The organism is Kribbella sp. NPDC051770 (assembly GCF_040681455.1).
In the GTDB taxonomy this organism is placed as follows: domain Bacteria; phylum Actinomycetota; class Actinomycetes; order Propionibacteriales; family Kribbellaceae; genus Kribbella.
The window spans coordinates 24,250-51,241 of sequence record NZ_JBFAYT010000007.1 but is presented as its reverse complement, the minus strand read 5'-3'; the positions used below and the strand labels follow the sequence as shown (position 1 = coordinate 51,241).

The 26,992-nt window shown below is 65.7% G+C and carries 22 protein-coding genes, 1 tRNA gene and 1 pseudogene; 16 read left to right on the top strand and 8 right to left on the bottom strand.

The genetic code is table 11. From position 1 onward, the window contains the following. The first annotated feature begins 79 nt into the window (after positions 1-79). From AB0M01_RS23010 to AB0M01_RS22990, 5 genes are all read left to right on the top strand, one after another. A complete protein-coding gene (locus AB0M01_RS23010) occupies positions 80-1,579 on the top strand; it encodes an ATP-binding protein (RefSeq protein WP_363672653.1) in 1,500 nt (499 codons plus the stop codon). Further along, positions 1,572-2,582, top strand: a complete 1,011-nt coding sequence (locus AB0M01_RS23005; RefSeq protein ID WP_363672651.1) for a PD-(D/E)XK motif protein — start codon at positions 1,572-1,574, stop codon at positions 2,580-2,582. The genes AB0M01_RS23010 and AB0M01_RS23005 overlap by 8 nt, the downstream gene beginning before the upstream one ends. Next, the gene (locus AB0M01_RS23000) at positions 2,579-5,554 is read left to right on the top strand and encodes a Z1 domain-containing protein (RefSeq protein ID WP_363672649.1); all 2,976 of its coding nucleotides are present in this window, start codon (positions 2,579-2,581) and stop codon (positions 5,552-5,554) included. Before AB0M01_RS23005 ends, AB0M01_RS23000 begins: the two co-directional genes overlap by 4 nt. Further along, entirely contained in the window at positions 5,551-7,671 is a 2,121-nt protein-coding gene (locus AB0M01_RS22995; RefSeq protein ID WP_363672647.1) for a sigma factor-like helix-turn-helix DNA-binding protein, read from the top strand. Before AB0M01_RS23000 ends, AB0M01_RS22995 begins: the two co-directional genes overlap by 4 nt. Positions 7,672-7,874: 203 nt before the next feature. Beyond that, complete coding sequence (locus tag AB0M01_RS22990; RefSeq protein WP_363672645.1) at positions 7,875-8,507, top strand: hypothetical protein; 633 nt, start codon at positions 7,875-7,877, stop codon at positions 8,505-8,507. 33 nt (positions 8,508-8,540) lie between these two features. Here AB0M01_RS22990 and AB0M01_RS22985 read toward each other — a convergent pair whose 3' ends face one another. Continuing rightward, positions 8,541-8,786, bottom strand: a complete 246-nt coding sequence (locus AB0M01_RS22985) for a hypothetical protein (RefSeq protein WP_363672643.1) — start codon at positions 8,784-8,786, stop codon at positions 8,541-8,543. 56 nt (positions 8,787-8,842) lie between these two features. Next, on the bottom strand, positions 8,843-9,607 hold the full coding sequence (locus tag AB0M01_RS22980) for a GAF and ANTAR domain-containing protein (protein ID WP_363672641.1): 765 nt from the start codon (positions 9,605-9,607) through the stop codon (positions 8,843-8,845). A 143-nt stretch (positions 9,608-9,750) separates the two neighbouring features. Here AB0M01_RS22980 and AB0M01_RS22975 point away from each other — a divergent pair, with 143 nt between their 5' ends. After that, positions 9,751-10,122: a hypothetical protein gene (locus AB0M01_RS22975; RefSeq protein ID WP_363672639.1), complete on the top strand. Its 372-nt coding sequence runs from the start codon at positions 9,751-9,753 to the stop codon at positions 10,120-10,122. On the opposite strand, the gene AB0M01_RS22970 is transcribed toward AB0M01_RS22975, so the two are convergent. Beyond that, entirely contained in the window at positions 10,098-10,928 is an 831-nt protein-coding gene (locus AB0M01_RS22970) for an NAD(P)-dependent oxidoreductase (RefSeq protein WP_363672637.1), read from the bottom strand. The two genes, AB0M01_RS22975 and AB0M01_RS22970, sit on opposite strands and share 25 nt — an antisense overlap. 573 nt (positions 10,929-11,501) lie before the next feature. Here AB0M01_RS22970 and AB0M01_RS22965 point away from each other — a divergent pair. The 5 genes from AB0M01_RS22965 to AB0M01_RS22945 all read left to right on the top strand — a co-directional run bounded on the left by AB0M01_RS22965 (position 11,502) and on the right by AB0M01_RS22945 (position 17,548). Beyond that, the gene (locus tag AB0M01_RS22965; RefSeq protein WP_363672635.1) at positions 11,502-12,095 is read left to right on the top strand and encodes a PadR family transcriptional regulator; all 594 of its coding nucleotides are present in this window, start codon (positions 11,502-11,504) and stop codon (positions 12,093-12,095) included. 104 nt (positions 12,096-12,199) lie between these two features. Continuing rightward, positions 12,200-13,153, top strand: a complete 954-nt coding sequence (locus AB0M01_RS22960) for an ATP-binding cassette domain-containing protein (RefSeq protein WP_363672633.1) — start codon at positions 12,200-12,202, stop codon at positions 13,151-13,153. Further along, positions 13,150-13,995, top strand: coding sequence for an ABC transporter permease (locus tag AB0M01_RS22955; RefSeq protein ID WP_363672631.1), 846 nt, complete (start codon positions 13,150-13,152; stop codon positions 13,993-13,995). Before AB0M01_RS22960 ends, AB0M01_RS22955 begins: the two co-directional genes overlap by 4 nt. 59 nt (positions 13,996-14,054) lie before the next feature. Next, positions 14,055-14,888, top strand: coding sequence for an alpha/beta hydrolase (locus AB0M01_RS22950; protein ID WP_363672629.1), 834 nt, complete (start codon positions 14,055-14,057; stop codon positions 14,886-14,888). Between the two features lie 1,532 nt (positions 14,889-16,420). Then, on the top strand, positions 16,421-17,548 hold the full coding sequence (locus AB0M01_RS22945; RefSeq protein ID WP_363672627.1) for a hypothetical protein: 1,128 nt from the start codon (positions 16,421-16,423) through the stop codon (positions 17,546-17,548). Between the two features lie 226 nt (positions 17,549-17,774). Here the strand turns inward: AB0M01_RS22945 and AB0M01_RS22940 are convergent. Further along, a pseudogene (locus AB0M01_RS22940) lies at positions 17,775-18,146 on the bottom strand (UTRA domain-containing protein); the annotation flags it as partial. Between the two features lie 198 nt (positions 18,147-18,344). On the opposite strand from AB0M01_RS22940, the gene AB0M01_RS22935 reads away from it, so the two are divergent. Next, positions 18,345-19,373 (top strand): tyrosine-type recombinase/integrase, encoded by a 1,029-nt coding sequence (locus AB0M01_RS22935; RefSeq protein ID WP_363672625.1) that lies wholly within the window; start codon positions 18,345-18,347, stop codon positions 19,371-19,373. A 75-nt stretch (positions 19,374-19,448) separates the two neighbouring features. Here the strand turns inward: AB0M01_RS22935 and AB0M01_RS22930 are convergent. The 3 genes from AB0M01_RS22930 to tenA form a co-directional block, all read right to left on the bottom strand. Next, positions 19,449-19,521 (bottom strand) — tRNA-Lys (locus AB0M01_RS22930). 76 nt (positions 19,522-19,597) lie between these two features. Next, positions 19,598-21,151 (bottom strand): NAD(P)/FAD-dependent oxidoreductase, encoded by a 1,554-nt coding sequence (locus AB0M01_RS22925; protein ID WP_363672623.1) that lies wholly within the window; start codon positions 21,149-21,151, stop codon positions 19,598-19,600. Beyond that, complete coding sequence (gene tenA, locus AB0M01_RS22920; protein ID WP_363672621.1) at positions 21,148-21,816, bottom strand: thiaminase II; 669 nt, start codon at positions 21,814-21,816, stop codon at positions 21,148-21,150. Before tenA ends, AB0M01_RS22925 begins: the two co-directional genes overlap by 4 nt. A 152-nt stretch (positions 21,817-21,968) precedes the next feature. Between tenA and AB0M01_RS22915 the strand changes: the two genes are divergently transcribed. Both AB0M01_RS22915 and AB0M01_RS22910 read left to right on the top strand, forming a co-directional pair. Then, positions 21,969-23,675 carry an aminotransferase class V-fold PLP-dependent enzyme gene (locus AB0M01_RS22915; protein ID WP_363672619.1) on the top strand — a complete coding sequence of 569 codons (1,707 nt, stop codon included), beginning with the start codon at positions 21,969-21,971 and terminating at the stop codon, positions 23,673-23,675. Positions 23,676-23,706: 31 nt separating this feature from the next. After that, positions 23,707-24,123: an MEKHLA domain-containing protein gene (locus tag AB0M01_RS22910; RefSeq protein ID WP_363672617.1), complete on the top strand. Its 417-nt coding sequence runs from the start codon at positions 23,707-23,709 to the stop codon at positions 24,121-24,123. Here AB0M01_RS22910 and AB0M01_RS22905 read toward each other — a convergent pair. Beyond that, on the bottom strand, positions 24,113-25,108 hold the full coding sequence (locus tag AB0M01_RS22905) for a LacI family DNA-binding transcriptional regulator (protein WP_363672615.1): 996 nt from the start codon (positions 25,106-25,108) through the stop codon (positions 24,113-24,115). The two genes, AB0M01_RS22910 and AB0M01_RS22905, sit on opposite strands and share 11 nt — an antisense overlap. Positions 25,109-25,247: 139 nt before the next feature. On the opposite strand from AB0M01_RS22905, the gene AB0M01_RS22900 reads away from it, so the two are divergent. Together AB0M01_RS22900 and AB0M01_RS22895 are read left to right on the top strand one after the other, a co-directional pair. After that, positions 25,248-26,153, top strand: coding sequence for a sugar ABC transporter permease (locus AB0M01_RS22900; protein WP_363672613.1), 906 nt, complete (start codon positions 25,248-25,250; stop codon positions 26,151-26,153). Beyond that, the gene (locus AB0M01_RS22895; RefSeq protein ID WP_363672611.1) at positions 26,143-26,979 is read left to right on the top strand and encodes a carbohydrate ABC transporter permease; all 837 of its coding nucleotides are present in this window, start codon (positions 26,143-26,145) and stop codon (positions 26,977-26,979) included. The genes AB0M01_RS22900 and AB0M01_RS22895 overlap by 11 nt, the downstream gene beginning before the upstream one ends. The last annotated feature ends 13 nt before the right edge of the window (positions 26,980-26,992 follow it).

The window sequence follows — 26,992 nt, the reverse complement described above, 5'->3', positions numbered from 1 at the left end:
CTACGTACACATCTTTTGGGGGGAAGTACATGTCGGGAATCGTGCTGCGGAAGAGTCGTGCCCGGAAGGTCATCACCCGGTGAATGGCAGCGACGTTGTTGAGACCATCAATCTTGCTCCCGATGCCGGACTGGTCAAGAGTCTTGGCGCGAACCACACGCTGGAGTCCGCGATCGCTGATCTCGTGGACAACAGCCTCGATGCTGGCGCGACCAAGGTCGCCGTCCGGCTGCTGACTGACAGCGAGAGGCTCGTTCAAGTCGAGGTGTTCGACAACGGTACTGGGATGGACTCAGCAGGGGTCGACAAAGCGATGACGCTCGGGCATCAGCGTGAGTACTCCGACAACGATCTCGGTCACTTCGGGATCGGGATGAAGGCTGCATCGTTCGGACACGCTGATGTCCTCACCGTGTGGTCATCACGGTACGGCGCGGTTCCGGTGGGTCGTCGCATCCGGCGCAGCGACTTCTCGAAGGATTTCTCCTGCGAGGTGCTGTCCGACGACGCTGCGTCCAACGCGGAGGTGCAACGCAAGCGGGTGATCGGAGCGGACCGCGGGACCTCCGTTGTCTGGAGCGAGCTTCGAGGTGCCTATCGCGGTGCCAACACCACGGAGGCACGGACCTGGATCGCGAACGCCGAACGCAGCCTCCGGTCGCATCTGGGTGTCACCTTTCACCGCCTCATCACCAAGAATGCACTCGACCTCGAGATCGTGGTCGACGAGCTGGAGTACGCCGATGAGGCGATCGGAACGCCGGTCGAGGCGATCGACCCGTTCGGTTACGCCAGCTCAGGTCACCCGGACTACCCCAAGGCGGTGGTTGCGGAGTCGGGAGGGCGTCAAGTCGTTCTGCAGTGCCACATCTGGCCACCAAAGGTCGACATCACGGGTTTCCGCATGAGCGGCAAGCCAGGGAACCAGTTCCAAGGCTTCTACATCTACAGAAACGACCGCCTGTTGCAAGTGGGAGGGTGGGCGGAGGTGGCGAACCCCTCCATCCAGCGTCAGCTCGCTCGCGTCGTACTTGACGACGAAACCGCGATCGGCTCCTTTCTCACGATGAATCCCGAGAAGGCCGGCCTTCGCTTCGAGCCCATCTTTCGGGACGCGCTGGACCACGCCGCTGCGGCGGATGGAACCACGTTCGACACCTTCCTGAAGGACGCCGAGACCCGCTACGTCGAGGGCAACCGCCGGATCAGCAGGCGTCGACCGGTGATCACTCCCGACAAAGGGTTCGCGCCGAAACTGCGAAGGTCCATCGAGAGAGAACTCCCGCTGATCCACACCGATGCTCTCAACCTGCAGTGGAAGCGTCTCCCCGACGACGAGTTCATCGAGGTCGATTTCGGCAACAGCACGTTGTGGATCAACAGTCGATACCGCTATCTCTTCGCCCCCGAGCGGGGGAGTTTGAACGATGCGCCCGTCGTCAAGGCGCTCCTGTTCCTGCTGGCCCACACGGTGTTCGAAGGCGCACACCTGGGACCGAAGGACAAGGACAACATCGCTCTCTGGCGCGCGATTCTCGGTGCCGCTGTCAAGGCCGAGGAGGAGATGCGCGGTGAGTAGCGCGGGCTCGACATCGGCTGATCAGGTGACGGACGTTCGTCACCTGTCGGTGGCGAACATCGACGCCGTCTGGAGTTCAGGGCACCCCGTAGTACTGCCCATCGTCGGGACGCCGGCGTGCGAACTCGTGATCCATCCGGCTCACGGCACGATCACGCTGATCACCGACTTCGAGCCGCCAGAACCGGACGTCGCGAAGTGGCGCAACATCACCTTCAACGTGGCGAGTTCGGATGGCGGAGATCTGGCTGAGCTGTCGGTTTCAGTTGAGGGGAACGTTCATGGTGCCTACGGCCTGCTGACCAGCGTGGCTGACAGGCTCCAGCTGCAGAGCGAACCGCTCGCGGCGGCGGCCGCGTTCGCCGTGACGAAACACCGCATGCTCTTCGCCGGTGAGGCCCGCCTGAGCGTCGAGAAGGAACTGGGGCTGTTCGGCGAGCTTCTGGTTCTCGAGTACCTGATCGAAAAGATCGGAGCAGGCGCCGCGATCGCATCGTGGCAGGGCCCGCTGTCGGAAGAACACGACTTCGTGTTCGGTCACGTGCATCTGGAGGTCAAATCGACGTCCAGTGAACGTCGACGCCACATGATGCACGGACTCCGGCAGCTCGTGCCACTCCGCAATGTTCCGCTGAGTCTGGTCTCGATCCAGCTGACTCGTAGCAACCATGAGGGTGGGCTGACACTCGGACAGTTGATCTCACGGGTCCGTACGAGTTCGGGCGCCTACCGTCCGGCCGTCGACACCAGCCTCGAAGCCCTAGGGTGGGATGACGCCCACGGGGATCTTTACACCACGTTCTGGACCACTCGAAACACGCCACGTGCTTTCGATATCAACGAGCAGTTCCCCGCCCTGACGACCGCACGACTCGACCAGGTCGTCCCGCACCTGGATCTGATCGGTGACCTCGCGTACCGCGTTGATCTGACCTACTCCAACCCCGATCCGTTGCCCGAGCCGCTGGCGGATCTCGTGGCCTTTGACGAGGAGCTCTCATGACCGAGGTAGACAACGGCACATCCCCAGGATGGGCGACGCCTCTCCGTAACCTCCTGCAAGGCTTCGCGGAACAGACACCCGGTCCGCTCCTACCGGTGCTGACGATGTTCGGTGGTGGTGAAGTCTCGGAGGAGGAACTGCTCGCCTTCGTCAGAGTCGCGTCCGTCAACAACAACGCGATGATCGCTCTCCGGCTTGCCTTCTCCAAATGGGACGCCCGCGAAGACCTCGATTCACCCGGGCTCGACGGCGTGCCAACAGCCCCTTCGACGATCGCGCGACGGCGTGCGGTGGTCCACCAATTGGGGTTGTCTCCCGCGGCCGAGGAAGTCATCCGCGCTGTCATTCCAGTTCATCAGAAGAAGTCGATCATCATCAGCAAGGAGTTCGAGCCCTGGTACGAGGAGGCGCGGCATCAGCGCAGCAGCCTCTATTGGGACGACTACGAGAAGTACCTCGCGGAGATCAAGAGGTGGCCAGCGTCCTCGATCACAACGCTCGACCAGAGCACCAATTCCGTGATCGAACGCCTCAGCGACCCGACCCGCGCCGAGATCAAGCAGACCAAGGGCCTGGTCGTCGGTTACGTGCAGAGCGGGAAGACCGCGAACTTCACCGGAGTGATCGCGAAAGCGGTCGACGCCGGCTACCGCCTGGTCATCGTCATGACCGGCACGATCGAGATCCTCCGTGCCCAGACGCAGCGCCGTATCGACATGGAGCTGATGGGCGTCGAGAACGTCCTGTCCGGCCAGGACCCGGCAGATCCGGTGGTGGCGAAGGGCCTCGACTACCAGCAGGACGAGGAATGGCTGCACGACAAATTCGTACGGCACTCCGAGCCAGCACTCAACCAACCCGGAGTGGCGCGCATTCGTCGGGTGACGACCCACCACAACGACTACAAGAGCCTTCCACAGGGGATGTCCCAGCTTCGGTACGAGCGGCACGACAAGACCAAGCCGTTGAACGCTGCTGAGAATCTTTTCCATGCCGACGCTTACGTGGTCATCGTGAAGAAGAACTCGGCACCGCTGACGAAGCTGATCAAGGATCTGAAGCCGCTGCAGGCGATGCTCGCGGAGCTGCCGGCGCTCATCATCGACGACGAGTCCGATCTCGCGTCGGTCAACACCAAGGATCCGAAGAAGTCCACCGCACGGACGACGATCAACCATCACATCACCGACCTGATGAGGATTGTCCCCCGCGCGCAGTACGTCGGCTACACCGCTACCCCTTTCGCCAACGTGTTCATCGATCCGGACGACGACAGCAATCTCTTTCCGTCAGACTTCGTGCTCTCCCTGCCTCGCCCTGAGGACTACATGGGTGTCCAGGAGTTCCACGACGTCGATCCCGACTGGGAGAACGTGCCGAAGACCGCGGTGACGTCGAACGAGGTCGCCTTCGCCCGCTCGATCAAGGCGAATCCGAACCACGACCCCGATCTTCATCGCGAAGAGCTTCGCGACGCGATCGACTCCTGGGTCTTGAGCGGAGCAATGAAGAAGTACCGCTCGTCCGTCAGCGGCCGTCTCTACCGGCACCACACGATGCTCGTCCACGAGGAGCTGGGCAACAAGGCCCACCTCGACTCTGCCACTGTCGTCCGCTCTCTCTGGGACAGCGGGAGATTCACGTCCGGTGAGGGCCTGACCAGGCTCCGCAAACTCTTCGACGATGACTTCCTGCCAGTTATGCTCGGTCGCGCCGACGGCGAACCGGTGCCGTCCAGCTTCGATGACATCAGACCGTACGTCGGTCAGGCCGTAGCAGAAATGACGAGCGGCGGCTCGGACCCGGTACTGATCGTGAACTCAGACAAGGCGGTCCAGGAGCAGCAGCAGGCACTCGACTTCGACGCAGGGCGGGTTTGGCGGATTCTGATCGGAGGCGCGAAGCTCAGCCGGGGATTCACTGTCGAAGGCCTCACAACAACGTTCTTCCGCCGCAAGGCCGGACAGGCCGACACTCTCATGCAGGCGGGGCGCTGGTTCGGTTTTCGCGAGGGGTACTCCGACCTTGTTCGCCTCTACATTCGTCGTGACGAATTGGCGGACCTCTACGAGGCGTTCGAGGCCCTGCTGCTCGACGAGGAGGCCTTCCGGGCCGAGCTGGCCCAGTACGCCGGCCTTGACGAGGAAGGCAAGCCGCTGGTCGAGCCGCGGCACATCCCCCCGCTCGTCAGCCAGCACCTCCCCTGGCTCAAGCCAACAGCGCGGAACAAGATGTTCAACGCGGTCGTGAAGTCACGTGGCTCAGTTGGTACGTTCCATCAACTGTCATCGATTCCTCCCAGGGGAGCTGATGAGCACCACGCGAACCTGACAGACGTGATCCTCCCGCTGTTGCAGCGAGCGACACGTGACGCGGAACTGCCGTACGTGGACACGGACAAGACGCCGAAGACCCAGTCAGCGAAGGTTGGGCTCATAGACGCCGCCGAGTTCGAGGAGTACTTCGAAAAGCTCGTCTGGCACCCCGACTACGACGGTGTGATCGGGCCACTCCGCGCATTCATCTCGACGGCGACGAAGAGCGGCGCAATCAAGGACTGGGCGATCATGTGGCCACAGCGGAAGCGGGAGACCGCGGGACGAATGCTTTCGTTCCCGGAGTTGGCCGCCGCCGCACCGATCTGGAAACGGAAGCGCCGCCAGCCGCCACGCATCGACTTCACCGGCGAGAACAAGCGCAACCTTCTCTCCGCCGAGGCCGTACCCCAAGGGGGGAACTTCGCGATGCTCGGGGCGAGCAGCACGAGGGGTGTTCTGGTGATCTCGTTGGTTGCCGACCAGAACGAGACCAGTGAATTGACTCCGGTCGACCGTCCTCAGGTCGTCGGTCTCATCTCCTTGCGAGTTCCTGACGCCTCAGTCCGCAACAAGCGGGAACTGATCCAGTACTCCGTTGTAGTCGCGGACAAAGCCGACGAGATCGCTGTCGACGAGTCCGAGGCCAAGCAATGACCGAGCCAGCGTCGGTTGCTCGGTCGGAGGTCGTCGACCTGGCCCCACGAGTCTGGCGAGACGCCTTCCCATGGCTCGCGATCAAGACCTTGCCTGATATGGGTTCCTGGCCGGAGACAGCGATCGACGAGACGGACCAGTCGCAGCGCCGAATCGTCTTCGACAGCATTGTGGCGGTCGCGATCGATCAGTTGGGACAGTGGACGATCGGTGAGATCCTGCCCGGCGTACCGCTGGACATACCGATCGAGGATCTCCGACTACCTGTCCGTGCCTACAACGTCCTGCATCGCGAGAAGCGACTGACGACGGGCGAGTTGGTCGACCTGCGCGTCGACGAGCTCCTTGCCTACCGCAACGCTGGCATAGGAACAGTGGCTTCGATCCTTCGGACCTTGGCTGACCGATCGACGTCCCTGCCGCAGGCCGCGCTGGTGGACGACACCGGTGCCGTAGCCGAGCCTGCTCCACCTGCTTCGTGGATCAGCGCTCTGATCAACGACATCGAGACCCTCGCCGAGTGGAATCAAACCACCGGTCAAGTTGATCGCGGATTACTGGCTCCGCACGCACTTGGGGCGCCCGGAGAAGTCATCGCCGCACACCGGCGGATACATTCGCTGTCGGCCACCGAGGTCTTGCCGATGTCGCCGACAAGCGCGGCGGACCTGCTCGAGCAGGCGATTCTCGGGATGGACGAGCGTTATCGCACCATCCTTGCTCGCCGGCTCTTCTCTTGGTCGCCGGTGACGTTGGAGCAGCTCGGCAAGGAGTTCGACGTCAGTCGCGAGCGCATCCGTCAGCTCGAGTCTCGGGCGCGCACAAAGTTGCATGAGCTCGTCGCGGAAGGAACTGCGGTTGGTCACATCGCTGCCCTCGTCCGAAGCGAGGTTCGCGGCGTTCGCCCGCTGGCTGAGGTGCTCGCTGTAGTCCCCGCGCTCGAACGGACCATCGAGAGCGTCGGCCAGCCGGCTTGGCGCGTTATCGATGTCCTGGACGACACCTACGAGATTGCCGACGGGTGGTGTGTCGAACCGAGCCTCGAGGCGGCGAAGCGCGAGACGGCGATCTACCTCGACGAGCTGGCTGACGAGTTCGGAGTGGTCCGGTTGGAGGACGTCGGTCTGGTCGGCGCCGATGATCCGGGGACTCTACCGTGGCTGACCGACTGGCTGACCTATCTCGGGTACGAGCAGCGCGCCGGATACGTGCTGCTGCGTACGAGCTCCATCAATGACCTCGCCGCAGCGCACCTGTCGATCGAGGGTGGACCGTTGCCGATCCAGGTGATCATCGAGCGGGTGGGTCGAGGATCTCTCGGCAATCTTCGCAATCAACTCAATGTCGACCCACGATTTCACAAGGTCGACGTCGAGCACTGGGCCCTGGCCGTGTGGGGGATGGAGAAGTACAGCAACATTCGCGCGGAGATCGGCAAGTTGCTGGATCAGGCGGGTGGTGAGCTCTCCCTTGCTACAGTGATCGACTCTCTGGTTGAACGGTTCGGAGTTGCATCTGCTTCAGTGAATGTGTATGCCGGGAGCGCACCGTATGAGGTCCGAAACGGGATGGTGCGTGTTCAGTCGGTGGGGATCGTCGGTGGAAAGAACCCTGCCAAGGTTCAGGGCTACTACCGACGTGGCGACGAGTGGTTGTACCGCACTACTGTCACCCACGACCATCTGCGGGGGAGCGGTTGGGGTTCGTCGACCGCAGTTGCCACCATTCTCGGCTTGTCCCCAGGCACGCAGGCAGAATTGCCGAGCCGACTCGGGCCGCAGAAGTTTTCGTGGAGGAACCATCAGCCGGCGTACGGCAGCATTAGGCGATTCCTCGAAGCCGACGATCTCGGAATCGGTGACGAGATCTTCCTCGTCTTCCGTGCCGACGCCAGCTTCGACGTCGAGAAGCTACCGGACCTTCCGAAGACGTCGCTGGCGCGGGCACTTCGTCTGGTCGGCGCCGACCTCACACTCGAGAACCAAGAAGCAACCGACGCGATGGCTGCCGCCATAAAGTACCCGTCAGGTCTGGGCCGAACCACCGTCGCCGACGGATACAAGGCCAGACGCGAGCCGCAACTCGCGGACCTGCTAGCCGAGGCGGACACCCGCTGATCAAAGGTCACGGCGGGTGTGCGACTGATCGACGCCGGAGATCTTGACGGGGGACGGTTCGAGGGGGTGCGGGCCGCCGTCGGAGTCGGCGAGATGGGGAAGTGGATCAGCAGGCGGTCCTCATAGCTGTTCCGCGTGCGGCTGGTGCCTTCTTGTCTTGCTGGCGCGACCGGGACGTGTGCAAACTCGGCGTGGGAGGCGGCATGGACGATTCACAAGCTCTTCGCCGGGCGGGATGGGCCGGCATCGCCTCCGTCGTACTGCTCGCCGGCGCGGTGGCGCTCACCGCGTCGGTCGGTGTCGACGCGCCTGGGATGTCGGATGCCGACATCCTGCGGAGGCTCAACGACGACACCCGCCAGGCTGCAGCCGGTATCGGGCTGCCGCTGCTCAGCGCGGGCGTGGCTCTGCTGCTGTGGTTCGCTGTGGGGCTGCGTCAGATTCTGGATCGCTTGTCCGGTGGCGATCTGCTCACCCATGCCATCGTCCCAGCGGCAGCGCTGTTCGGTGGGCTGATGATCACCGGCGTCTCGCTTGATGTGGCGACCGCGTTCAGCGCGTGGTCGGCCGAGTTCACTCCGGACCCGGACGTCGCTCGGGTACTTGGTACGGCGAGCGTCGTCGTAGCACTCACCGGTCTGGTCGGCGGTGCGGTGGTGGTCGCCGTGACAGCCCGAATCGGTCAACGCACTCGAACCCTGCCCCGGTGGGCGATCTGGACGTCGTACGCCGTCGCGCTGCTCTGCCTGTCAGGCTTCTGGACCGCCGGCACCGGCTCCGTCGCCTTCGGCCTGTGGCTCATCGGTGCCGCGATCGCGCTGCTGCGGAAGGCTTGACGTGGTGGGTGCTCGCCGTACACCCGGAGCGCCTCAGAACTCGGCTCCGACCTCCAGGACCTCGATGGTCGTGCCTGCGCCGACCAGGTGGTAGACCGCCCGTAACCCGTGCGCGTACAGCACCTTGATCTCGTCCTCGTCCGGGTCGTCCCAGCCGGAGGGCAGCAGTTGCCGGGCCTCCAGCATGTTCACCAGCACACAGGCATCCAACGGCCCGTTCAGCATCGCCGCGTCCAGTTCGTCCACTGCCGCGGCGGTCCACACCACGTGATTCGACACCGCAGTCCGGTACCCGGCACGGCCGCCTCCCATGCGGTGCGCCCGAGCAGGAGCCGTCAGTGCGGCAGGCGACGGGTGTCGATCAGTTCTTGTGCGACGTCGCGGAGTTTGGTGTTGGTGTCTTGGGAGTAGCGTTTGAGGATGGCGAAGGCTCGGTCGCCGTCGAGGTTGAAGCGTTCCATCAGGATGCCCATGGCTTGGCCGACGAGTTTGCGGGCGTCGACGGCGGCGGCGAGGGTGGTTTCGTGGCGGGTGGTGGCGACGGCGACGGAGGCGTGCCGGGCGAGGATGTGGGCGATGGCCTCGTCGTCGGGGCCGAAGGCGTCGGGTTGTGCGGAGTACAGGCCGAGTACGCCGACGACGGGGGCTTTGCCGGTGGTCAGTGGCATGTCGAGGACGCTGCGTACGCCGAGGGCGCGGACCGTGGCGGCCCACTCGGGCCAGCGGTGGTCGGTGGCGGTGTCGCGGACGCGGACGATGGCGTGGTCGCGCATCGACTCGGTGAGCGGGCCTTTGCCGCCGCCGACCTGGAGCTGGTAGATCTCGGCCACGACCGGGTGGGTGACGGCGGGGATCTCGAGCTCGCGGCCGCGGTTGGTGGTGAGCGCGACGCCGGCGTGCGAGCAGTTCAGTGCCTGCAGTGCGAACTCGACGACGGCGCCGACGGTTTCTTCGATGCCGCCGGAGTCGTGCAGTTCCAGGGCGAGCTGCGCGAACCTTCTCGCCAGTGCGTTCTCGTGCGGTGGGAGCGCGCGGACATCGGCCGGTTCTCCGACGGGCCGTCGGGTCCGCCGCGTTCCGGAGAGTGCGCTTGTGCTCATATCGTCAAGGTAGCTTGACGATCGATCCGCGTCAAGGTAACTTGACGCCAGTAGCGTTGAGCTTGTCGTCAAGTTATCTTGACGTCATGGGTGGTGACGTAGTGCAACCTCCGGGGCCGCCGGACAGTAGGAGTCTGGAGCAGTTGCTCGAGGTGCTGCGAGTCAGTGATGAGCGGGAGCGGTATGAGCGCGACATCGAAGAAGGCCGGGAAGCCGGTCAACCGGTCGCGACCCTTGTGAAGGCTCTGGGGGATCTGCCGGGCGTGACCGGGCTGGAGGCGCTGCGCGCGAGCCGGCGCGTGGTCGAGCTGCTCACCGGCGCGCGCTGGCACATGATCCGTCAGGCCCGCGAAGAAGGCTCCAGCTGGAGCCAGGTCGGCCTCGCGATGGGGACGAGCAAGCAGGCGGCGTACGACTTCTACCGGCGCAATCTCGACCAGCAGGACGCGTCGGCCGACGCAGCGAACAGTTCGACCCGATCGCGGGCAGCTCAGGGCGCGGACGCCAGCGACTGAGATCCCGGGACCTGCTGATTGCTGTACTCCGCGAACACCTTGGGGAAACCCTGCCGCCACGACGGGTAGGCCAAGGTCATTCCCAGGTCGGTCTTTGCCCTGGCGTTGCCGGCCGGGCGGAGCTGGTTGCCGTAGTACACGCTCTGGGGGCCGAGCCGCTGGGTGGCCTCCTCCTCGGATACTTGCCGCGGCCGCGGTCCTCCCAGCAGGTCGGCCAGGTACGGGAGCCAGTCCGCCTGCGGGGCGGGGTCGTCGTCCACGACGTTGTAGATGCCCTGGGCATCTTTCTCGATCGCCGGCAGCGTGGCCGCGACCGCGTCGTCGACGTGGACGAACGGGGAGTGGCCGGCGCCCGCGCCGACGATCGGGAGCTCGCCGGCCTGGACGGCGGTCGCGATGTCGCCGCCCGGGCCGATCGCCGTACCGGGGCCGTACAGGAAGCCGTACCGCAGTACGACGCCCTCCACGCCGTCGGTTCCGAGCACCAGCTCCTCGGCCATCAAGATTCTCGTACCGTCGCGGCGGAGCTCGTTCGTCACCGCCAGCCAGCGGCCGTAGTCGGTCGACGGCTCCGCGAGCGCGGTCATCTGGTTGACGACGACCTCGGGCCGATACCCCGCGATCGCCCGGCGTACGGACGTGGCGTCGAGCCCGTCCATCACCACCGCTCGCGCGCCGAGCGCCTCGAGCGCCTGAAGACTGCCGGTACGACGGGTGCTGGCCGCGACGTCGTGCCCACGCTCCAGCAACGCCGCGACGAGCGGCCGACCGACGACTCCTGTTCCCCCGGCAACGAACACTCGCATGGCTGTCTCCCTCGCGTCGCTGGCTGTCGTGCCCAGCCTCGGCGAACGTGCTTCCGGTTCGCGCCCGCGGGAGTCCCTGGTCCGGGCCCGGGCGCGGCCGAAATCGTGCCGACGGTGGAGGGAACCATCGGCACGATCTCGGCCCGGGCGGTTCCGGCCGTCCCGTCGTTCATCTCAGGGGCTCGACGAGCCGATGGGGCCAGATGAACGGCGGAACGGTCCGGCGGTCGGCGCCGGCCAGAAAGGGCGCGGGACCATGCGCCCTGCCATGAGTCGCCGTCCAGCCCCCGCGACCAGCACGACTACCTGTCAGAACCTGTGAAACTCCCAGCCAGTACCCACTCGACCGCCGCACATGCGACAGATTTCCCCCGACTTTTCGCCGCCGAACTCGTCGCTTCCCTGAGTCACCCCACTCCGACGGAGAGTGCCGACCCGGGCTGCTTCCGGGGGACCGTACGGCGGCTGACGCCACCCGGACCAGGAGGGCACCCCTAATATTGGTGGGAGTTGACACCACCCTGGCGGGCGCGCAAGCGGAGCGAGTCCGAGCAGATTGAGCGGAGGGGGCACATGTCGGCGACGAAGCTCCTGGTGCTCGGTGTCGTGCACCTCTCCGGCGGCGCGCATGGCTACCAGGTGCGGTCCGAACTGCAGAACTGGCGTGCGGAGATCTGGGCCAAGATCAAGCCCGGCTCGATCTATCACGCGCTGAAGAAGGCGGCGGCTGATGGCCTCCTCACCGAACAAGCCGAGCCGGGCAACTCCGGGCCGGAGCGCGTTCTGTACCACGTGACGGCTCAGGGACGTGACGAGATCGTCGAACTGGTCCGCGACGGTCTGCGGCGCACCCATGACCCCACCATGCTCGACGCGGCCATCGCCATGTTGCCCATGCTGACCAGGGCGGATGCCATCGCGCACGTTGACGAGCGGGTCGTGCGCCTGGAAGCGGAGCTCGAAGAGCAGGCCAAGTGGCGCGAGCACCCCGATCGGGACACCCCCGAGCACGTTCGCGATCAGGTCGAACTGTGGGCGGGACACGCTCGCATCGAACTGGAGTGGGCGAAGAGCCTGAGCCAACGACTGTCCGAGGGCGCCTACACCATGGCCGATGATCCGGGTTCGTGGCGAACGGTCCCCGACCACCTCGAGACGCACTTCTAGTAAAACTTGACTAGCTCTTCCTTCTCGTGCAGTCTGATCAAGTACTCAAATTTGACTAGCACTCAACCAGTCGGTTCGCGACACCGAGAGAAGGAGTCGAACCCATGGGAAAGCTCGCGATCGAGACGAGCGGGTTGAAGAAGAGCTTCGGCAAGACCCACGCGGTCGCCGGTGTGGACCTGGCCGTGAGTGCCGGGGGCGTGTACGGCGTGCTCGGTCCGAACGGGGCGGGCAAGACCACCACGATCCGGATGCTGGCCACGCTCCTGCGCCCCGATGCCGGAGAGGCGCAAGTGCTCGGGTACGACGTCGTGCGTGACGCCCGGGCGGTGCAGAGCAGGGTGGTCCTCACCGGGCAGTTCGCGTCGGTCGACGAGGACCTCACCGGGGTGGAGAACCTGTTGCTGCTCGCCAGGTTGCTCGGCTACTCACGCCGCCGAGGCAGGGAGCGGGCGGCCGACCTGCTCGACGCGTTCGGTCTTGCCGAGGCGGCCGACCGGCAGGTGAAGAAGTACTCCGGCGGGATGCGCCGGCGCATCGACATCGCGGCGAGCCTGGTCGTCACTCCCGAACTGATCTTCCTCGACGAGCCCACGACCGGGCTCGACCCGCGCAGCAGGAACCAGGTCTGGGAGATCGTCAGGGGCATGGTCGCCGAGGGCGCCACCGTGTTGCTGACCACGCAGTACCTCGACGAGGCCGACCAGCTGGCCGACCGGATCGCGGTGATCGACCACGGGAAGGTGATCGCCGAGGGCTCGAGTGGCGAGCTCAAGGCATCGGTCGGTGCCGGCTCGCTGCACGTACGGCTCCGTGCGCCCGAGCAGCGGGCCGAGGCCGAACGGGTCCTCGCCGGCGTCCTCGAGGTGCCGGCCGAGCCGTCCGCCGACCCGGCCGCGCTGTCCGCGCGGATCTCCGACCCCGAGCGGGTCGCCCGCGCCCTGGCCGAGCTGGCCCGCAGCGGCATCGACGTCACCGAGTTCGCGCTCGGTCAGCCGAGCCTGGACGAGGTGTTCCTCACCCTGACCGGACACGCCGCCGAGGAGGACGCCGCATGAGTGCCACGACCGCGGAACAGGCGCCGGCGCCGGTCACCGAGGACGCGCTGCGCAGTGTGCTGCTGGCCGGCGAGCGGCCGTCGCGCCCCGGCCCGGTGCGCACCTCGCTGACGTTCGGCTGGCGCGCTGTGCTGAAGATCAAACACGTGCCCGAGCAGCTCGTCGACGTGACCATGTTCCCGATCATGTTCACGCTGATGTTCACCTACCTGTTCGGTGGCGCGCTCGCCGGGTCGACGCAGGAGTACCTGCAGTTCCTGCTGCCGGGCATCCTGGTGCAGGCCAACGTCATGATCACCATGAACACCGGCATCACGCTGAACACCGACATCCAGAAGGGGGTGTTCGACAGGTTCAGGTCACTTCCGGTGTGGCGACCGTCGCCGCTGGTCGGCGCCCTGCTCGGCGATGTGCTGCGCTACTCGATCGGGTCGGCGATCGTGATCACGCTCGGACTGGTCCTGGGGTTCCGGCCGGAGGGCGGCGCCGTCGGCGTGGTGCTGTCGGTCGCGCTGCTGCTGGTGTTCTCGTTCTGCCTGTCGTGGCTGTGGACGATGCTTGGCCTGGTCCTGCGCACGCCGAACTCGGTGGCGGGGGTCAGCATGATGGTGATGTTCCCGCTGACGTTCGTGAGCAACATCTTCGTGGACCCGCAGACGATGCCCGGGTGGATGCAGGCGGTCGTCGAGGTCAACCCGATCAGCCACCTGGCGACCGTCGTACGCGGCCTGATGGACGGCTCGGTGCCCGCCGGGGAAATCGGCTGGGTGCTCGTCTCGTCCGTACTTCTCGTCGCGGTCTTCGGTCCCATCACCATGGTCCTCTACCGCAACAAGAAGTAGATGCCGCTACCGCGAGCACTTGGCCGAAATCGGCCGCTCGCCCCGAAAGGAGATGTGAGATGAACGAGATGGACTTTCGCGTGACATCGAACGACGGCGCCGCCATCGCCTACGACCGGAAGGGAAGCGGCCCGGCGGTCGTCCTGGTAGGCGGCGCGCTGGACGACGGAGCCGAGAACGCTGTCTTGGTACCTGCTCTCGCCGAGCACTTCACCGTCTACAACTACGCCCGTCGGGGACGCGGCGCGAGCGGCTTCATCGAGCCCTACGCCGTGGAAAGAGAGCTCGAGGACCTGGATGCGTTGATCGCGGAGGCGGGGGGCTCGGCACACCTGTTCGGCGCGTCCTCCGGTGGCGCGCTGGCGCTGGAAGCCGCCGCGGCCGGGTCAGCCATCGACACGATCGCCGTGTGGGAGGTGCCCTACGCGGTCGGGGACGACATCCGCCCGCAATTCGAGGAGTACGTCGCGGACACCCGACGCGCCTTCGACGCCGGGCGGGACGAGGAGGTTCTCGAACTGTTCATGCGCCTGTCCGGCGCCTCCGACGACAACATCGCGGCCAGGAAAGCGGCAGGCAAGCAGACGTCGCACTGGGCGGATTCGGTCGCCCTCGCGCCCACGCTGGTCCACGACAGCATCTTCCACAACCGCTACCAGCTGCCGGCCGATCGACTGGCAACGGTCACCCAACCGGTCCTGGTCACCACCGGAGGACCGATCACAGTCCCCTACATGGCAGGCCTGCCCTCGGACTTCTTCGACCGCGCAGCCGACGAGCTTGCAGACCTACTACCCCACGCTCAACGCGAGACCCTCGACGGCCCGGATCACGTCGTCGACCCACAGACCATCGCTCCACTGTTGCTACGGTTCTTCAGCAGCGAACACTGAGAGGCCCGCGAGGCGGTGCGGGAAGACCGATCAGGCACCGCGCAAGCAGATCGTCGTCGCCACGCAAGGCCCGGTGACCTGGGAGCGAGATGGCACGCGGGGCCAAGGGGGGCGCCGGGTCGGAGGTGTGGGCCAAAAGCGTGGGTGAAGCGTGCGCTGGAGGAACGACAAAGCCCAGGACACTCGCGTGACCTGGGCTGATGTGCGCCGCCAGGGACTCGAACCCCGAACCCGCTGATTCCCATGGAACCAGTCGGCGCCGTTCTCATTGTTACTCCTGAACGTGCCCTTCAGCGCGAAATTGCAGCATCGGGCGATCGGAAGGCGCTGGACTGTGCTCGTTGACACCCGCCCTATTCCGTGGGTAAAGGCATGGGAGTGCCGCCGGTGCCGACAAGGCAAGGGGCGGGGCCGTTCAAGCTGTCGATGAGTACCTACGACTCAGTCTAGGAGGCCGCGGCACCCCGCCTATTGGCGCATTTGATGTCTCACACTCGTACGTTCGACTCTCTCGATCGCTTCCAGGTTAGCTCCGCCAGGGCCGTACGTCGGGTACGGCGTCCCTGATTGCGATCGAGACTGCGGATGCCTGACTGAGGTCGATCTCACGGGGACTCGTGCTCTGGCCGTCACGGCGATGCTGATGGTGGCAGCCCACCTCGTGAGCGGCGCGAGAGCCAGATACGCGCAGTAGATCCGCCGTGTGCAGTTGTGAACACATCGACATCGCAGAGTGCGGTACTCGGTGCCCGCGGCGCGGGACTGTCGGGATGGATGAGGTATGCACTCGCTGATGATGCGAATGCGCGCAGAGTGGACAACTGGAACAGAGTTGCGATCCACACTCTGATGTAGCGCAGCTTGTCCCACTGACGATCGAGTGGCCCTGCAGGCGGTGGCCGGCGAAAGCCCAGTCGGCATAGTTGGCGCCTAGAGAACGAAGCGACGGATCGCGGGCATTTCGTAGCTACTTACGGTTGAGCATTACCTAAGGCCGTTCTGCAGACAGCATCCTCTAGTACTCCTACACTGATCGGGCAGTCAAGGGCCGTCTGGCTTTACGGCGGGTATAGGGGGAAGTATGTGGAGCGATCTGTCACTGGCTGTCGTGGTCTGCGTGGGTGCTGCCGTCGCGTTTTTCCACAAGCTGACAAGGTGGATTATTTTAGCCGTCTCTTCGGTTAGCTTGGTCGCACTCATCAGCGTCCATTCTGGGCCAGAACCCAGATTCCCGTTTATTCGAGTGCTAAATTTCAAGATCGATTCCGTGGTTGACCGAACTCTATTAACTATTGTGATAATCGTCGGGATCGGCGGTCTCATAGGGCTTTCAAAGCTTATTGGACTGATTCTAAGCAGAATGCCAATGCAAATTACCGTGGCGGCATGCTCGCTTGTAGTTGCCGCCTTCTTGACCGATTCCCGCGTCCTATGGATCGCCGCCATGGCAAGCGTTCTTGTCGCGCCCCTATCGTGGATCTTATTCTTCATCGTGGGAAGTAGTATAGATGTTCGCAGAGCTCTAAAATGGGATGGATATCCGGGTCGTAATAAGTGTGGGAGTTGCAGCTACGGCTGTATGGGTCGCAGTTGTGCAACCACAGTCAGACTTAGGACTTCTAAGGCCTGACGACGGCTTCACCTACATGTCGTCGGGCGAAACTAGGGAAAAGATCAAAACACTCGATTTGAGCTCCTTGCCGGAACAGGAAAGGCCGGGCCCACCTCTGGCGAAGGTAGATGTTACCTATGAGAACATTGATCTGGCTGCTGGAGCGGCTCAAATTACTGTGCGCCTATTAGCTGAGCAAATATTGATAAAAGATCTGCGCCTTAAAAACGACCTGGCTCGGCCCTTAGTATCCGACGGGCAGGTTTCTAGTCGAGTCCAGGCTTCCAGGCCGGCGACACTGGAGCTTATTAGCGTGACTAAGTCTGGAGAGTTCGCCCACGACTCCGATCCAGTCGATATTCGAGCCCTATTGCAAACAGCTGCACCTGGTGCGGCGCCTGTCTTCGCGCGGTTCTCGGTGCCCGTCCAGCGCGGAGCAATGTTTCCAATCGATCGGGCGCAAGTCAGTGCGGTGTTCATTCTCGATTTTCCACCGGAGTATGTCGAACCTGTTAGATCAGGGATCAATATACAGACCGTCACGCTGGGGCAACTACCGCAAGCAACAAGATGGGCGGTTGGCGACTATGGATCGGTTCATGGTTGGCGGCCAAGTAGCCTTGTTCTCTATACGTTTCTATTGTCGCTCGCCCCATTATGCTCAATCATCGCGCTTAGGTCTAGGCCCGGACATTTGGATGGAAATGCTTGGGAGGTCGCTGCGGCCTTAATTGCAGTCCTGGCGTTGCGTCAAGTATTGGTCCCTGAGCAGGAAGCCGGAACGCTAACAATTATCGATTTCGTCTTGGCGGCTGAGGTGCTCGTAATCCTCCTAATGCACTACGGAATAGACGGTTCCTTGAGAAGGAGGCTGCTGGCATCTCTTGGAGTCGCTGACCGAGCTGAGGCTTCAGTCAGAGCAGGTGTGCTAGGGGCAATCGAAACTGAGAATGTGCGCAGCGCGGATAGATGCGAGCGCGGCGCGGGGACCTTTGCGAGGGCCGGGGTGTGGGCGCTCGTCATCGCCAGAGTTGCCCGCTCCCGTTGACGGCCTGCGCGGAGCGGGTGACATCACGATCGGTCATCGTGGTAACCGCTGTCTCGCTCGACGCGCCCGCATCTGAGGTGACCTCGTCCCGCCATTTCGAGGCCGCCTCGGTACTGATCGGTGCCCTTTGTGGCCAGCCATTCGCCCCGGTCGTCGCGGACTTGGTGGACGAGTTTGCGGTGGGACTCGTCGAGCGTGATCAGCATCAGTCGTCCGTGTTCAGGTCCTAGGAGCCTTCCATACGGTCGGCCGCCATGTGGCTGACCATGTAGCGGACGGGGCGGGCTTCGGCGTTGTAGCCGACGCGAGTGTGGATCAGAAGGGGCGTGCCCGGCGCCATCATCAGCCGTTGGGCCTCTTCGGCGCTGGGCATGCGGGCTGTGAGGGTGTCGTGCCAGCGGATTTGCTTGTGGCCGGTCGCGGCCAGGAGACCGCAGGGGACTCCGAGGTCACTGGGGTTCCAGAACAGGTCGTTCCCGTCGGTAACGATGGGCGGGAAGTAGGAGTCGCTGAGTTGTTGGGGTTCGTCGTTGACCCAGCGGAGGCGGTTTCGGGCCTGGATCGGTGTGCCTGCAGGGATCTGGAGCGCCTTGCCTACGTCGGCCGGCGCTCAAATTGAGAGGATCTGTAGATCGTTTCGCACCGTGGACACCTACCGGCGGCAGCTCGACAACCACGTCCTCCCCGCGCTTGGTGAGGTCAAGTTGGGGAGCTGAGGACGCCGCTGCTGGACAAGGTGGTTGGTGCGATCAAGCGGGACGTTGGGCCGGCAACGGCGAAGACGCGCCGGAGCGTTGTGTCCGGCACGCTTGGGCTGGCCGCGCGGTACGGCGCGATCGACACGAACCCGATTCGGGACGTGGACACGATCGAGAGCGAGTCCAAGCGGAAGGCTCGGGCGCTGACGGACGAGGAGCGGGATGCGTGGTTCGATCAGCTCCGGGCTGACCCGGGTGCGGTTGCTGCCGACCTGCCTGACCTGACCACGTTCATGCTGGCGACCGGCGTCAGGATCGGGGAGGCGCTGGGGGTGCACGGAGAACAGATCAACCTGGCAGCCAGCGAGGTGGAGATCACGCACCAGATCATCCGCATCAAGGGGCAGGGGCTGGTCCGGATCAAGACGAAGTCGCGGGCGGGGGAGCGGGTTCTCAAAGTGCCGGCGTGGGGCATGGCGATGCTGCGGGCACGGCTGATGAACGGGGCGCGGCTGGACGAGCCGGTGTTTGCGGACTCGCGTGGCGGCTACCGGGATCCGGCCAACACGCGGCGCGATCTGCGGGAGGCGCGGTCGCCGATCGGGGGTGAGCTGCGCCAGGAGCTGGGGCGGATGTTGCGGTCGGCGCGGCGGGCGGCTGGGTTGGGGCAGGGCGACGTCGCGAGTCGGCTTGGTTGGGCTCAGTCGAGGGTGAGCCTGGTCGAGACAGCGCGGGTGCGGCTGGAGGTGATCGACGCCGCTGCGCTGCTGGAGTTGTACGGAGCGTCAGGGACGGTTCGGGTCGAGGTGCTGGAGCTGGCCAGGAAGGCAGCGGAGGGGAGCCAGGCGGATGCGCTGGCGTGGATCACGTCGCACTCGTTCCGGAAGACGACGGCGACGATCTTGGACGACGCCGGGCAGAGCGCTCGGCAGATCGCGGACCAGCTCGGGCACGCCCGGCCGTCGCTCACCCAGGACGTCTACATGGCGCGGCGGGCGAAGAACCCGGCAGCGGCGGCGGCGCTGGAGGCCGCGTTGAACAAGTCGGCTGATGTTGTCGAGCGGTTGAGACAGGCGACGCCGCCTGACGCGGCAGAGACCTGCGATCCCGAGGCCGACGTGTCGTAGAACACGAAAGGCATGGGGTAAAGCATGGCCCATAGATACACGAAAGCCCCGGTCACGCTGTGACCAGGGCTTTTGTGCGCCGCCAGGGACTCGAACCCCGAACCCGCTGATTAAGAGTCAGCTGCTCTGCCAATTGAGCTAGCGGCGCGTGTTGTTCAGTTGGTGTTTCCTTCGAACGAAGAGAACAGTAGCAGGGGAGTGGGGGAGATGAAAAATCGGTTCTTTCAGGGGTGGCGGGAGAGGATCGCGTGGGCTGCGTTGTGGCCGGGGATGCCGCTGACGGCGCCGCCTCTGGCGGCTCCGGAGCCGCAGATGAGGAGGTTGGGGAGGTCGGTTTCCACGCCCCAGGTGCCTGCCTCAGAAGCGTCTTCGGTCCAGGGCCAGGTGAGGTCGTTGTGGAAGATGTGGCCGCCGGGCATGGCGATGGAGGACTCGATGTCCTGAGGGGATTTCGACTCGATGCAGGGGTTGCCGTTGGCGTCCAGGGCTATGCAGGAGTCGAGGGGTTCGGCGAGGTAGTTGTCGAGGCCGGCGAGGACTCGGCGGGTGGCTTCGGTGCGAGCCCCATCGTTGTCTTCGGCAAAGAGGCGGGTGGGGAAGTGGACGCCGAAGACGGTGAGGGTGTGGTGGCCGGAGGCGGCCAGCGTGGGGCTGAGGATCGAGGGGTCGGTGAGGGAGTGGCAGTAGACCTCTGAGGGTGGGACGGCGGGGAGGGTGCCGGAGGCGGCCTCGGCGTAGGCGGTTTCCAGTTGAGAGTAGTTCTCGTCGATGTGGAAGGTGCCGGCGAAGGCTCGGCGGGGGTCGTCGCCGGACTTCAGGGCGGGGAGGTGGGTGAGGAGGAGGTTGATCTTGAGTTGGGAGCCCTCGGGGGAGGAAGCGGGGGTGCGGCCGCGGAGGCGGTCCAGTACGGCGGGGGCCACGTTCGCCAGGATGTAGGTGCAGTCGACCGTGCGCTCTCCGTCGCCGCCGAGCCAGGTGACCGAGCCGGTCTTGCCGTCGGCTTCGACGGTGGTGACGGCGGCGTCGGTGACGATCGTCGCGCCGGCGCGGACGGCGGCCTGGTGGAGGGCGGTGGTGACGGCGCCCATGCCGCCGACGGGGACTCGCCACTCGCCGGTGCCGTTGCCGATCAGGTGGTAGAGGAAGCAGCGGTTCTGCAGGAGGGAGTCGTCGTGGAGGCGGGCGAAGGTGCCGATGACGCCGTCGGTGGCGACGACGCCGCGGACGGTGTCGTCGGTGAAGCGGCGTTCGATGGTTTCGCCGAGGGGGCGGTCGACGAGCTCGGACCAGAGGGTGGGGTCGACTCGGGCGCGCAGAGCTGACGCGGGCTGGAGGGGTTCGAGGAGGGTGGGCGCGAGCGTGGCGGCCAGGTCGGAGACCGAGCTGTAGAACTGCTGCCAGGACTCGTACTCGGTGTCGCTGCCGGTGAGGGCCCGGAACGAGTCTCGGGTCAGCGCCCCCTCAGGGCGCTCGACGAGCAGGCCCAGGTCGCGGCCGTCGCGGCGTACCGGCGTGTACGACGCCACAGAGCGGGAGCGCAGCTCCAGGGACAGGCCGAGGTCGGCGACGATCTTGTCGGGGAGCAGGCTGACCAGGTACGAGTAGCGCGACAGGCGCGCGTCGACGCCGGGGAAGACCTGCTCGCTGACCGCGGCGCCGCCGGTGTGCGGCTGCTGCTCGACGACCAGGGTGCTCAGGCCGGCGCCGGCCAGGTAGCCGGCGGCGACCAGGCCGTTGTGCCCGCCGCCGACGATCACCACGTCGTAGAAATCCCTCATCGGACCGGCCACTCCAGTTCGTGGTACGCGGCGTCCCAGAACATCCACTCGTACCGGGTCGTGGTGGAAAAGTGCCGATGGCAACGATCGCGTTCCCCCGGCCCGACCTCGGCGCCGAGCGCGTCCGTCACCGCCAGCACCGACTCTACGACCGCGTCGAACTCCGGGGAACCGTACGACGCGATCCACTCGGCGTACACCGGGTCCGGTGACGACTGCTTCAGCAGCTCGCGGCCGACGTCACGGTAGATCCAGTAGCACGGCAGTACGGCGGCGACCGCCTCGGCGTACGTCCCGGTCGCGCAGACCGCCGTCAGGTAGGACATGTACGCCGTCGTCGTCGGCCCCGACCCGGTCGCGTCGACGTCGGCCGAGGTCAGCCCGAGCGACCCGAGCAGCGACGTGTGCAGTTCGCGCTCGACGTCGATCGCCTCGGCTGCGTGCCGCGCGAACATGCTCACCGCGTCCTCATCGGTGGCCCGCGCGGCGGCCAGCGCCAGCGACCGGGAGTAGGCGCGCAGGTAGTGGCTGTCCTGGACGATGAAGTAGCGGAACTTCTCGTGCGGCAGCGTCCCGTCGGTCAGCCCGGTGATGAACGGGTGCCGGAGGATCTCGGTGTACACCTTGGCGGCCCCGGCGTCCCACAGCTCGCTGGAAAACGTCATCCTCGATCTCCTCGCTCGACTGCCAGAACCCTAGCGAGCGCGCGGCCGCCGTACAGGAGACGAAAATCACGTTCCGGCCTTACCCTGGCGCCATGGGGGAGCAACGATCGGACGTCGACGCGGTGTGTATGGAGCCGCCGTACGGTCCTGCCATGAGCATGCCGCCAGACACCCCGCTGCTGCGCCGGATCCGGGCGTCGGTGATCGGTGACGACCAGGTGATGCCCGGCCCGTACGGACCGCGCCGCGTCACCTACGCCGACTACACCGCCTCCGGCCGGGCGCTGACCTTCCTCGAGGACTTCATCCGCGACGAGGTGCTGCCGCGCTACGCGAACACCCACACCGAGTCCAGCGGCACCGGCCTGCAGACCACCCGGCTGCGCGAGGACGCCCGGCGGATCATCCACGACAGCGTCGGCGGCGACGCCGAGACCGCGGTGATCTTCTGCGGCTCCGGCGCGACCGGTGCGATCGACAAGCTGATCGGCGTCCTCGGGCTGCGGATCCCGGCGTCGCTCGACGACGAGTACCACCTCACCGACACGATCCCGCCCGCGCAGCGGCCGGTGGTCTTCATCGGCCCGTACGAGCACCACAGCAACGAGCTGCCCTGGCGCGAGTCGATCGCCGACGTGGTGGTGATCGGCCAGGACGCCGACGGGCACATCGACATCCCGCTGCTGGAGTCCAAGCTCGTCGAGTACGCCGACCGCCCGCTGAAGATCGGCTCGTTCTCGGCGGCCAGCAACGTGACCGGGATCGTCAGCAACACCCATCGCGTCTCGGCGTTGCTGCACCGTCACGGCGCGCTGTCGTTCTGGGACTTCGCCGCGGCCGCGCCGTACATCGAGATCGACATGTACGGCGGCCGGGCCGACGACCCGCTGGCCTACAAGGACGCGATCTTCCTCAGCCCGCACAAGTTCATCGGCGGCCCCGGTACGCCGGGCGTCCTGGTCGCCCGCCGGGAGCTGCTGCGCAACCGCGTCCCCGACGTACCGGGTGGTGGCACGGTCGCCTACGTGAACCCGACCGAGCACCGCTACCTCGACGACCCGGTGCACCGCGAGGAGGGCGGGACGCCGGCGATCATCGAGTCGATCCGGGCCGGCCTGGTCTTCCAGCTCAAGCAGGCGGTCGGGATCGACGTGATCCGCGCCCACGAGGACGCGTACCTGCGGCGCGCGGTCGAGGCCTGGCGGGCCGAGCCGAACCTGGAGATCCTCGGCAACCTGGACTCCGAGCGGCTGTCGATCGTGTCGTTCGTGGTCAAGGCGCCGTCCGGGCGCTACCTGCACCACAACTACGTGGTTGCCCTGCTCAACGACCTGTTCGGGATCCAGTCCCGCGGCGGCTGCTCGTGCGCCGGCCCGTACGGGCACACGCTGCTCGGGATCGACCTGGCCCGCTCGGCGGAGTTCGCCGAGGAGATCGTGCACGGCTGCGAGGGCATCAAGCCCGGCTGGGTGCGGGTCAACTTCAACTACTTCATCTCCGAGGCCGTCTTCGGGTACGTCGTGGAGGCGGTGAAGCTGATCGCCCAGGAGGGCTGGCGGCTGCTCGGCGACTACCGCTTCGACCCGTCGAACGGGCTCTGGCGGCACCACCGCGGCCCGGTCGAGCCGCCGCTGCGGCTCTCCCAGGTCGGGTACGACCGCGACGGCGCGCTGCGCTACCCGAGGCACGACACGACCGCGCCGGAGTCGGCGCTCGAGGGCTACCTCGCGGAGGCGCGGGAGCTGCTGGCCGCGTGCCAGCACGCCGACGAGGAGGCCGAGGGCACGGTCAACAGCGATTTCGACCACCTGCGTTGGTTCGACCTGCCGAGTAGTTGCCTGTCACCCGTAGTCCGCTAGCTCTTTGCCTGGCCGACCTAGATTGGGTGCTGTGGACAACGAGTTCTTCGACCTGCTGACCGGGAGCTACCAGCGGCTGGTGGGTGCGCCGCTCGGGGATGACCTCGACAATGCCGACTACGGGCTGCTCGCGCACGACACCTCGGCCGATCCGCTCTTCACGTACGCGAACGCCACGGCGTTACGGCTCTTCGAGTACTCCGCGGAGGAGTTCAGGGGGCTGCCCTCGCGGTTGTCGGCCGAGCCCGACCGGCAGGAGGACCGGGACGAGTTCCTCAAGCGTGTGGAGAAGAACGGGTTCGGCAGCGGGTACTCCGGGGTGCGGATCAGCAAGAGCGGCCGCAGGTTCCGGATCGAGAACGTGACGCTGTGGAACCTGGTGGACGCGGACGGCGCGTCCCACGGGCAGGCGGCACGGATCGGGAGCTGGACCGACCTCAGCTCGTAGAGCGTCCGGTGCTGCCGCGGACGAGCAGGCGGGGGCGGAAGGCCACTGCTTCAGGAGCTGTGGGGCCGGTGAGCTGGGTGTGGAGTTGGTGCCACGCCTGCTTGCCGAGGGTGTTGCGGGGGACTGCCGCCGTGGTCAGCGGTGGCGTGGTGAAGCGGGCGAACGGGATGTCGTCGAAGCCGGTGACGGAGATCTGCCCGGGGACGTCGACGCCCAGTTCGTGCAGGCCGCTGAGGGCTCCGAAGGCGACCATGTCGTTGTAGGCGATGACGGCGGTGGCGCCGCTGCCGGCGACCTCGCCGGCGACGGCGTGACCGTTCTCGAAGGTCGCTCCGCAGGCGATCTGGGTGAGGGCGAAGGCGTTGTTGGACAAGCGGACGAGGGCGTCGAGGCGCTCGCTGTTCGACGTACTGGCGGGTGGGCCGGCCAGGTAGACGATCCGGCGGTGCCCCAAGGACAGGAGATGCGCGACCAGGTCCTGGATCCCCGCCGCGTAGTCGACCGACAGCGACGGTACGCCGGCCAGCGTGCGGTTGATCAGCACCAGCGGCGCGAGCTGCGGCACGAGCCGCTCCAGATCGGCAGTCGGGAGCCGCGGCGAAGCCAGTACGACGCCGTCGCAGCGCCGCCGGGCCTCGAGCGCCAGCACCTCCTCGTCCTCGACCTGCTCGTTGGACTCGGCGATCAGCAGCCGGTGCCCGTCCGCCCCCGCGGCCAGCGAGAGGCCGCGCAGTACGTCCTGGAACATCGGGTTCGACAGGTCGGGCACGATCAGCGCGATCGTCGCCGTCCGGCCGAGGGCCAGGCTGCGGGCGACCTGGCTGGGGGCGTAGTCGAGCGCACGCGCAGCGGTCAGCACCCGCTCGGCGAGCTCGGGCGCGACGGTGGCGTGCCCGTTCATCACCCGCGAGACGGTCGCCCGGGACACTCCCGCGGCCTCGGCGACGCGGCGGATGTTCGCCGTCGCCCGTACCTGCTCGTCCACACCCAACCCCCATCCGAGAAACCGGTCTCCCGCGCCACCATAAACGCAGAAGCGCTCAGGACGAAACATTTTCGGCAACACGCTCGACCCGTTGACACGTTTCAAGCAAGCCTGCTAGAAACCGGTTACTCACTCGGAGGTGACCGTGACCTACACGCGGTACAGCCAACGCCGCCGCGACGCGGTCACCGGCTACCTGTTCCTGACGCCGTGGCTGATCGGCCTGGTGGCGATCACGCTCGGGCCGATCCTGGCGTCGCTCTACCTGGCCTTCACCGACTACTCGCTGCTGAAGCCGCCGGAGTGGGTCGGCCTGGCGAACTTCCAGGAGATGCTGTCCGACCGCCGGCTGCACAAGTCGCTGCTGGTTACCTTCCAGTACGTGTTCGTCTCGGTGCCGCTGCAGCTGCTGATGGCGCTCGGCCTGGCCATCGTGCTGAACAAGGGCGTCCGCGGTCTCGGCTTCTACCGCTCGGTCTTCTACCTGCCGTCGCTGCTGGCCGGCAGCGTCTCGATCGCGATCCTGTGGCGGCAGATCTTCGGCCAGGACGGCCTGGTCAACGACCTGCTGGCCAAGATCGGCATCGAGGGCCAGAGCTGGATCGCGCACCCGGACTTCGCGCTCGGCACCCTGATCCTGCTGAACGGCTGGACGTTCGGCGCCCCGATGGTGATCTTCCTGGCCGGCCTGCGACAGATCCCGGCGTCGTACTACGAAGCGGCCGCCGTCGACGGAGCCGGCCGGTGGACGACGTTCGTGCACATCACCCTGCCGCTGCTGACGCCGATCATCTTCTTCAACCTGGTGCTCCAGGTGATCGGTGCCTTCCAGAGCTTCACCCAGGCGTTCGTGGTCAGCGGCGGCACCGGCGGCCCGGCCGACTCGACGCTGCTCTACACGCTCTACCTGTACGACGAGGGCTTCGGTTCCTTCCACATGGGCTACGCCTCCGCGATGGCCTGGGTGCTGCTGGTCATCATCGCGGCGCTGACCGCCATCAACTTCCTGTTCGCCAAGCGATGGGTGTTCTACGGTGACGAGTGAAACGCGCGCGAAGCCGCTGCTCAAGCACGCGCTGATCATCGTGTTCGGCTTCGTGATGCTCTACCCGCTGCTCTGGCTGCTGTCGAGCTCGTTCAAGCCGACCGAGGTGATCTTCCGCGAGCCGTCGCTGCTGCCGAGCAAGGTGCAGTTCTCCAACTACACCGACGGCTGGACGGCGCTGGCGCACCCGTTCGAGCACTACCTGTGGAACTCGGCGCTGATCGCCGTCCTGGCGATCGTCGGCAACCTGCTGACCTGCTCGCTGGCGGCGTACGCGTTCGCCCGGGTCGATTTCCCGCTGAAGAAGCTCTGGTTCGCGCTGATGCTCGGCACGATCATGCTGCCGATCCACGTGCTGATCGTGCCGCAGTACGTGCTGTTCTCGAAGCTGGACTGGATCAACACGATCCTGCCGCTGGTGGTGCCGAAGTTCCTGGCCCACGACGCGTTCTTCGTGTTCCTGATGGTCCAGTTCATCCGCGGGCTGCCGCGTGAGCTGGACGAGGCCGCGCGCCTGGACGGCTGCGGGCACTTCCGGATCTACGCGCGGATCGTGATGCCGCTGTGCCTGCCGGCGCTGGCCACGTCGGCGGTGTTCACCTTCATCTGGACCTGGAACGACTTCTTCAGCCAGCTGATCTTCCTCACCGACCCGGACAAGTACACGGTGCCGGTCGCGCTGCGCTCCTTCATGGACGCCCAGAGCGGGACGTCGTGGGGACCGCTGTTCGCGATGTCGGTGGTCGCGCTGGTGCCGATCTTCGGCTTCTTCCTGGCCGGCCAGCGCTACCTCACCCGCGGCATCGCCACCACGGGGCTCAAATGACCACCGGACAAAG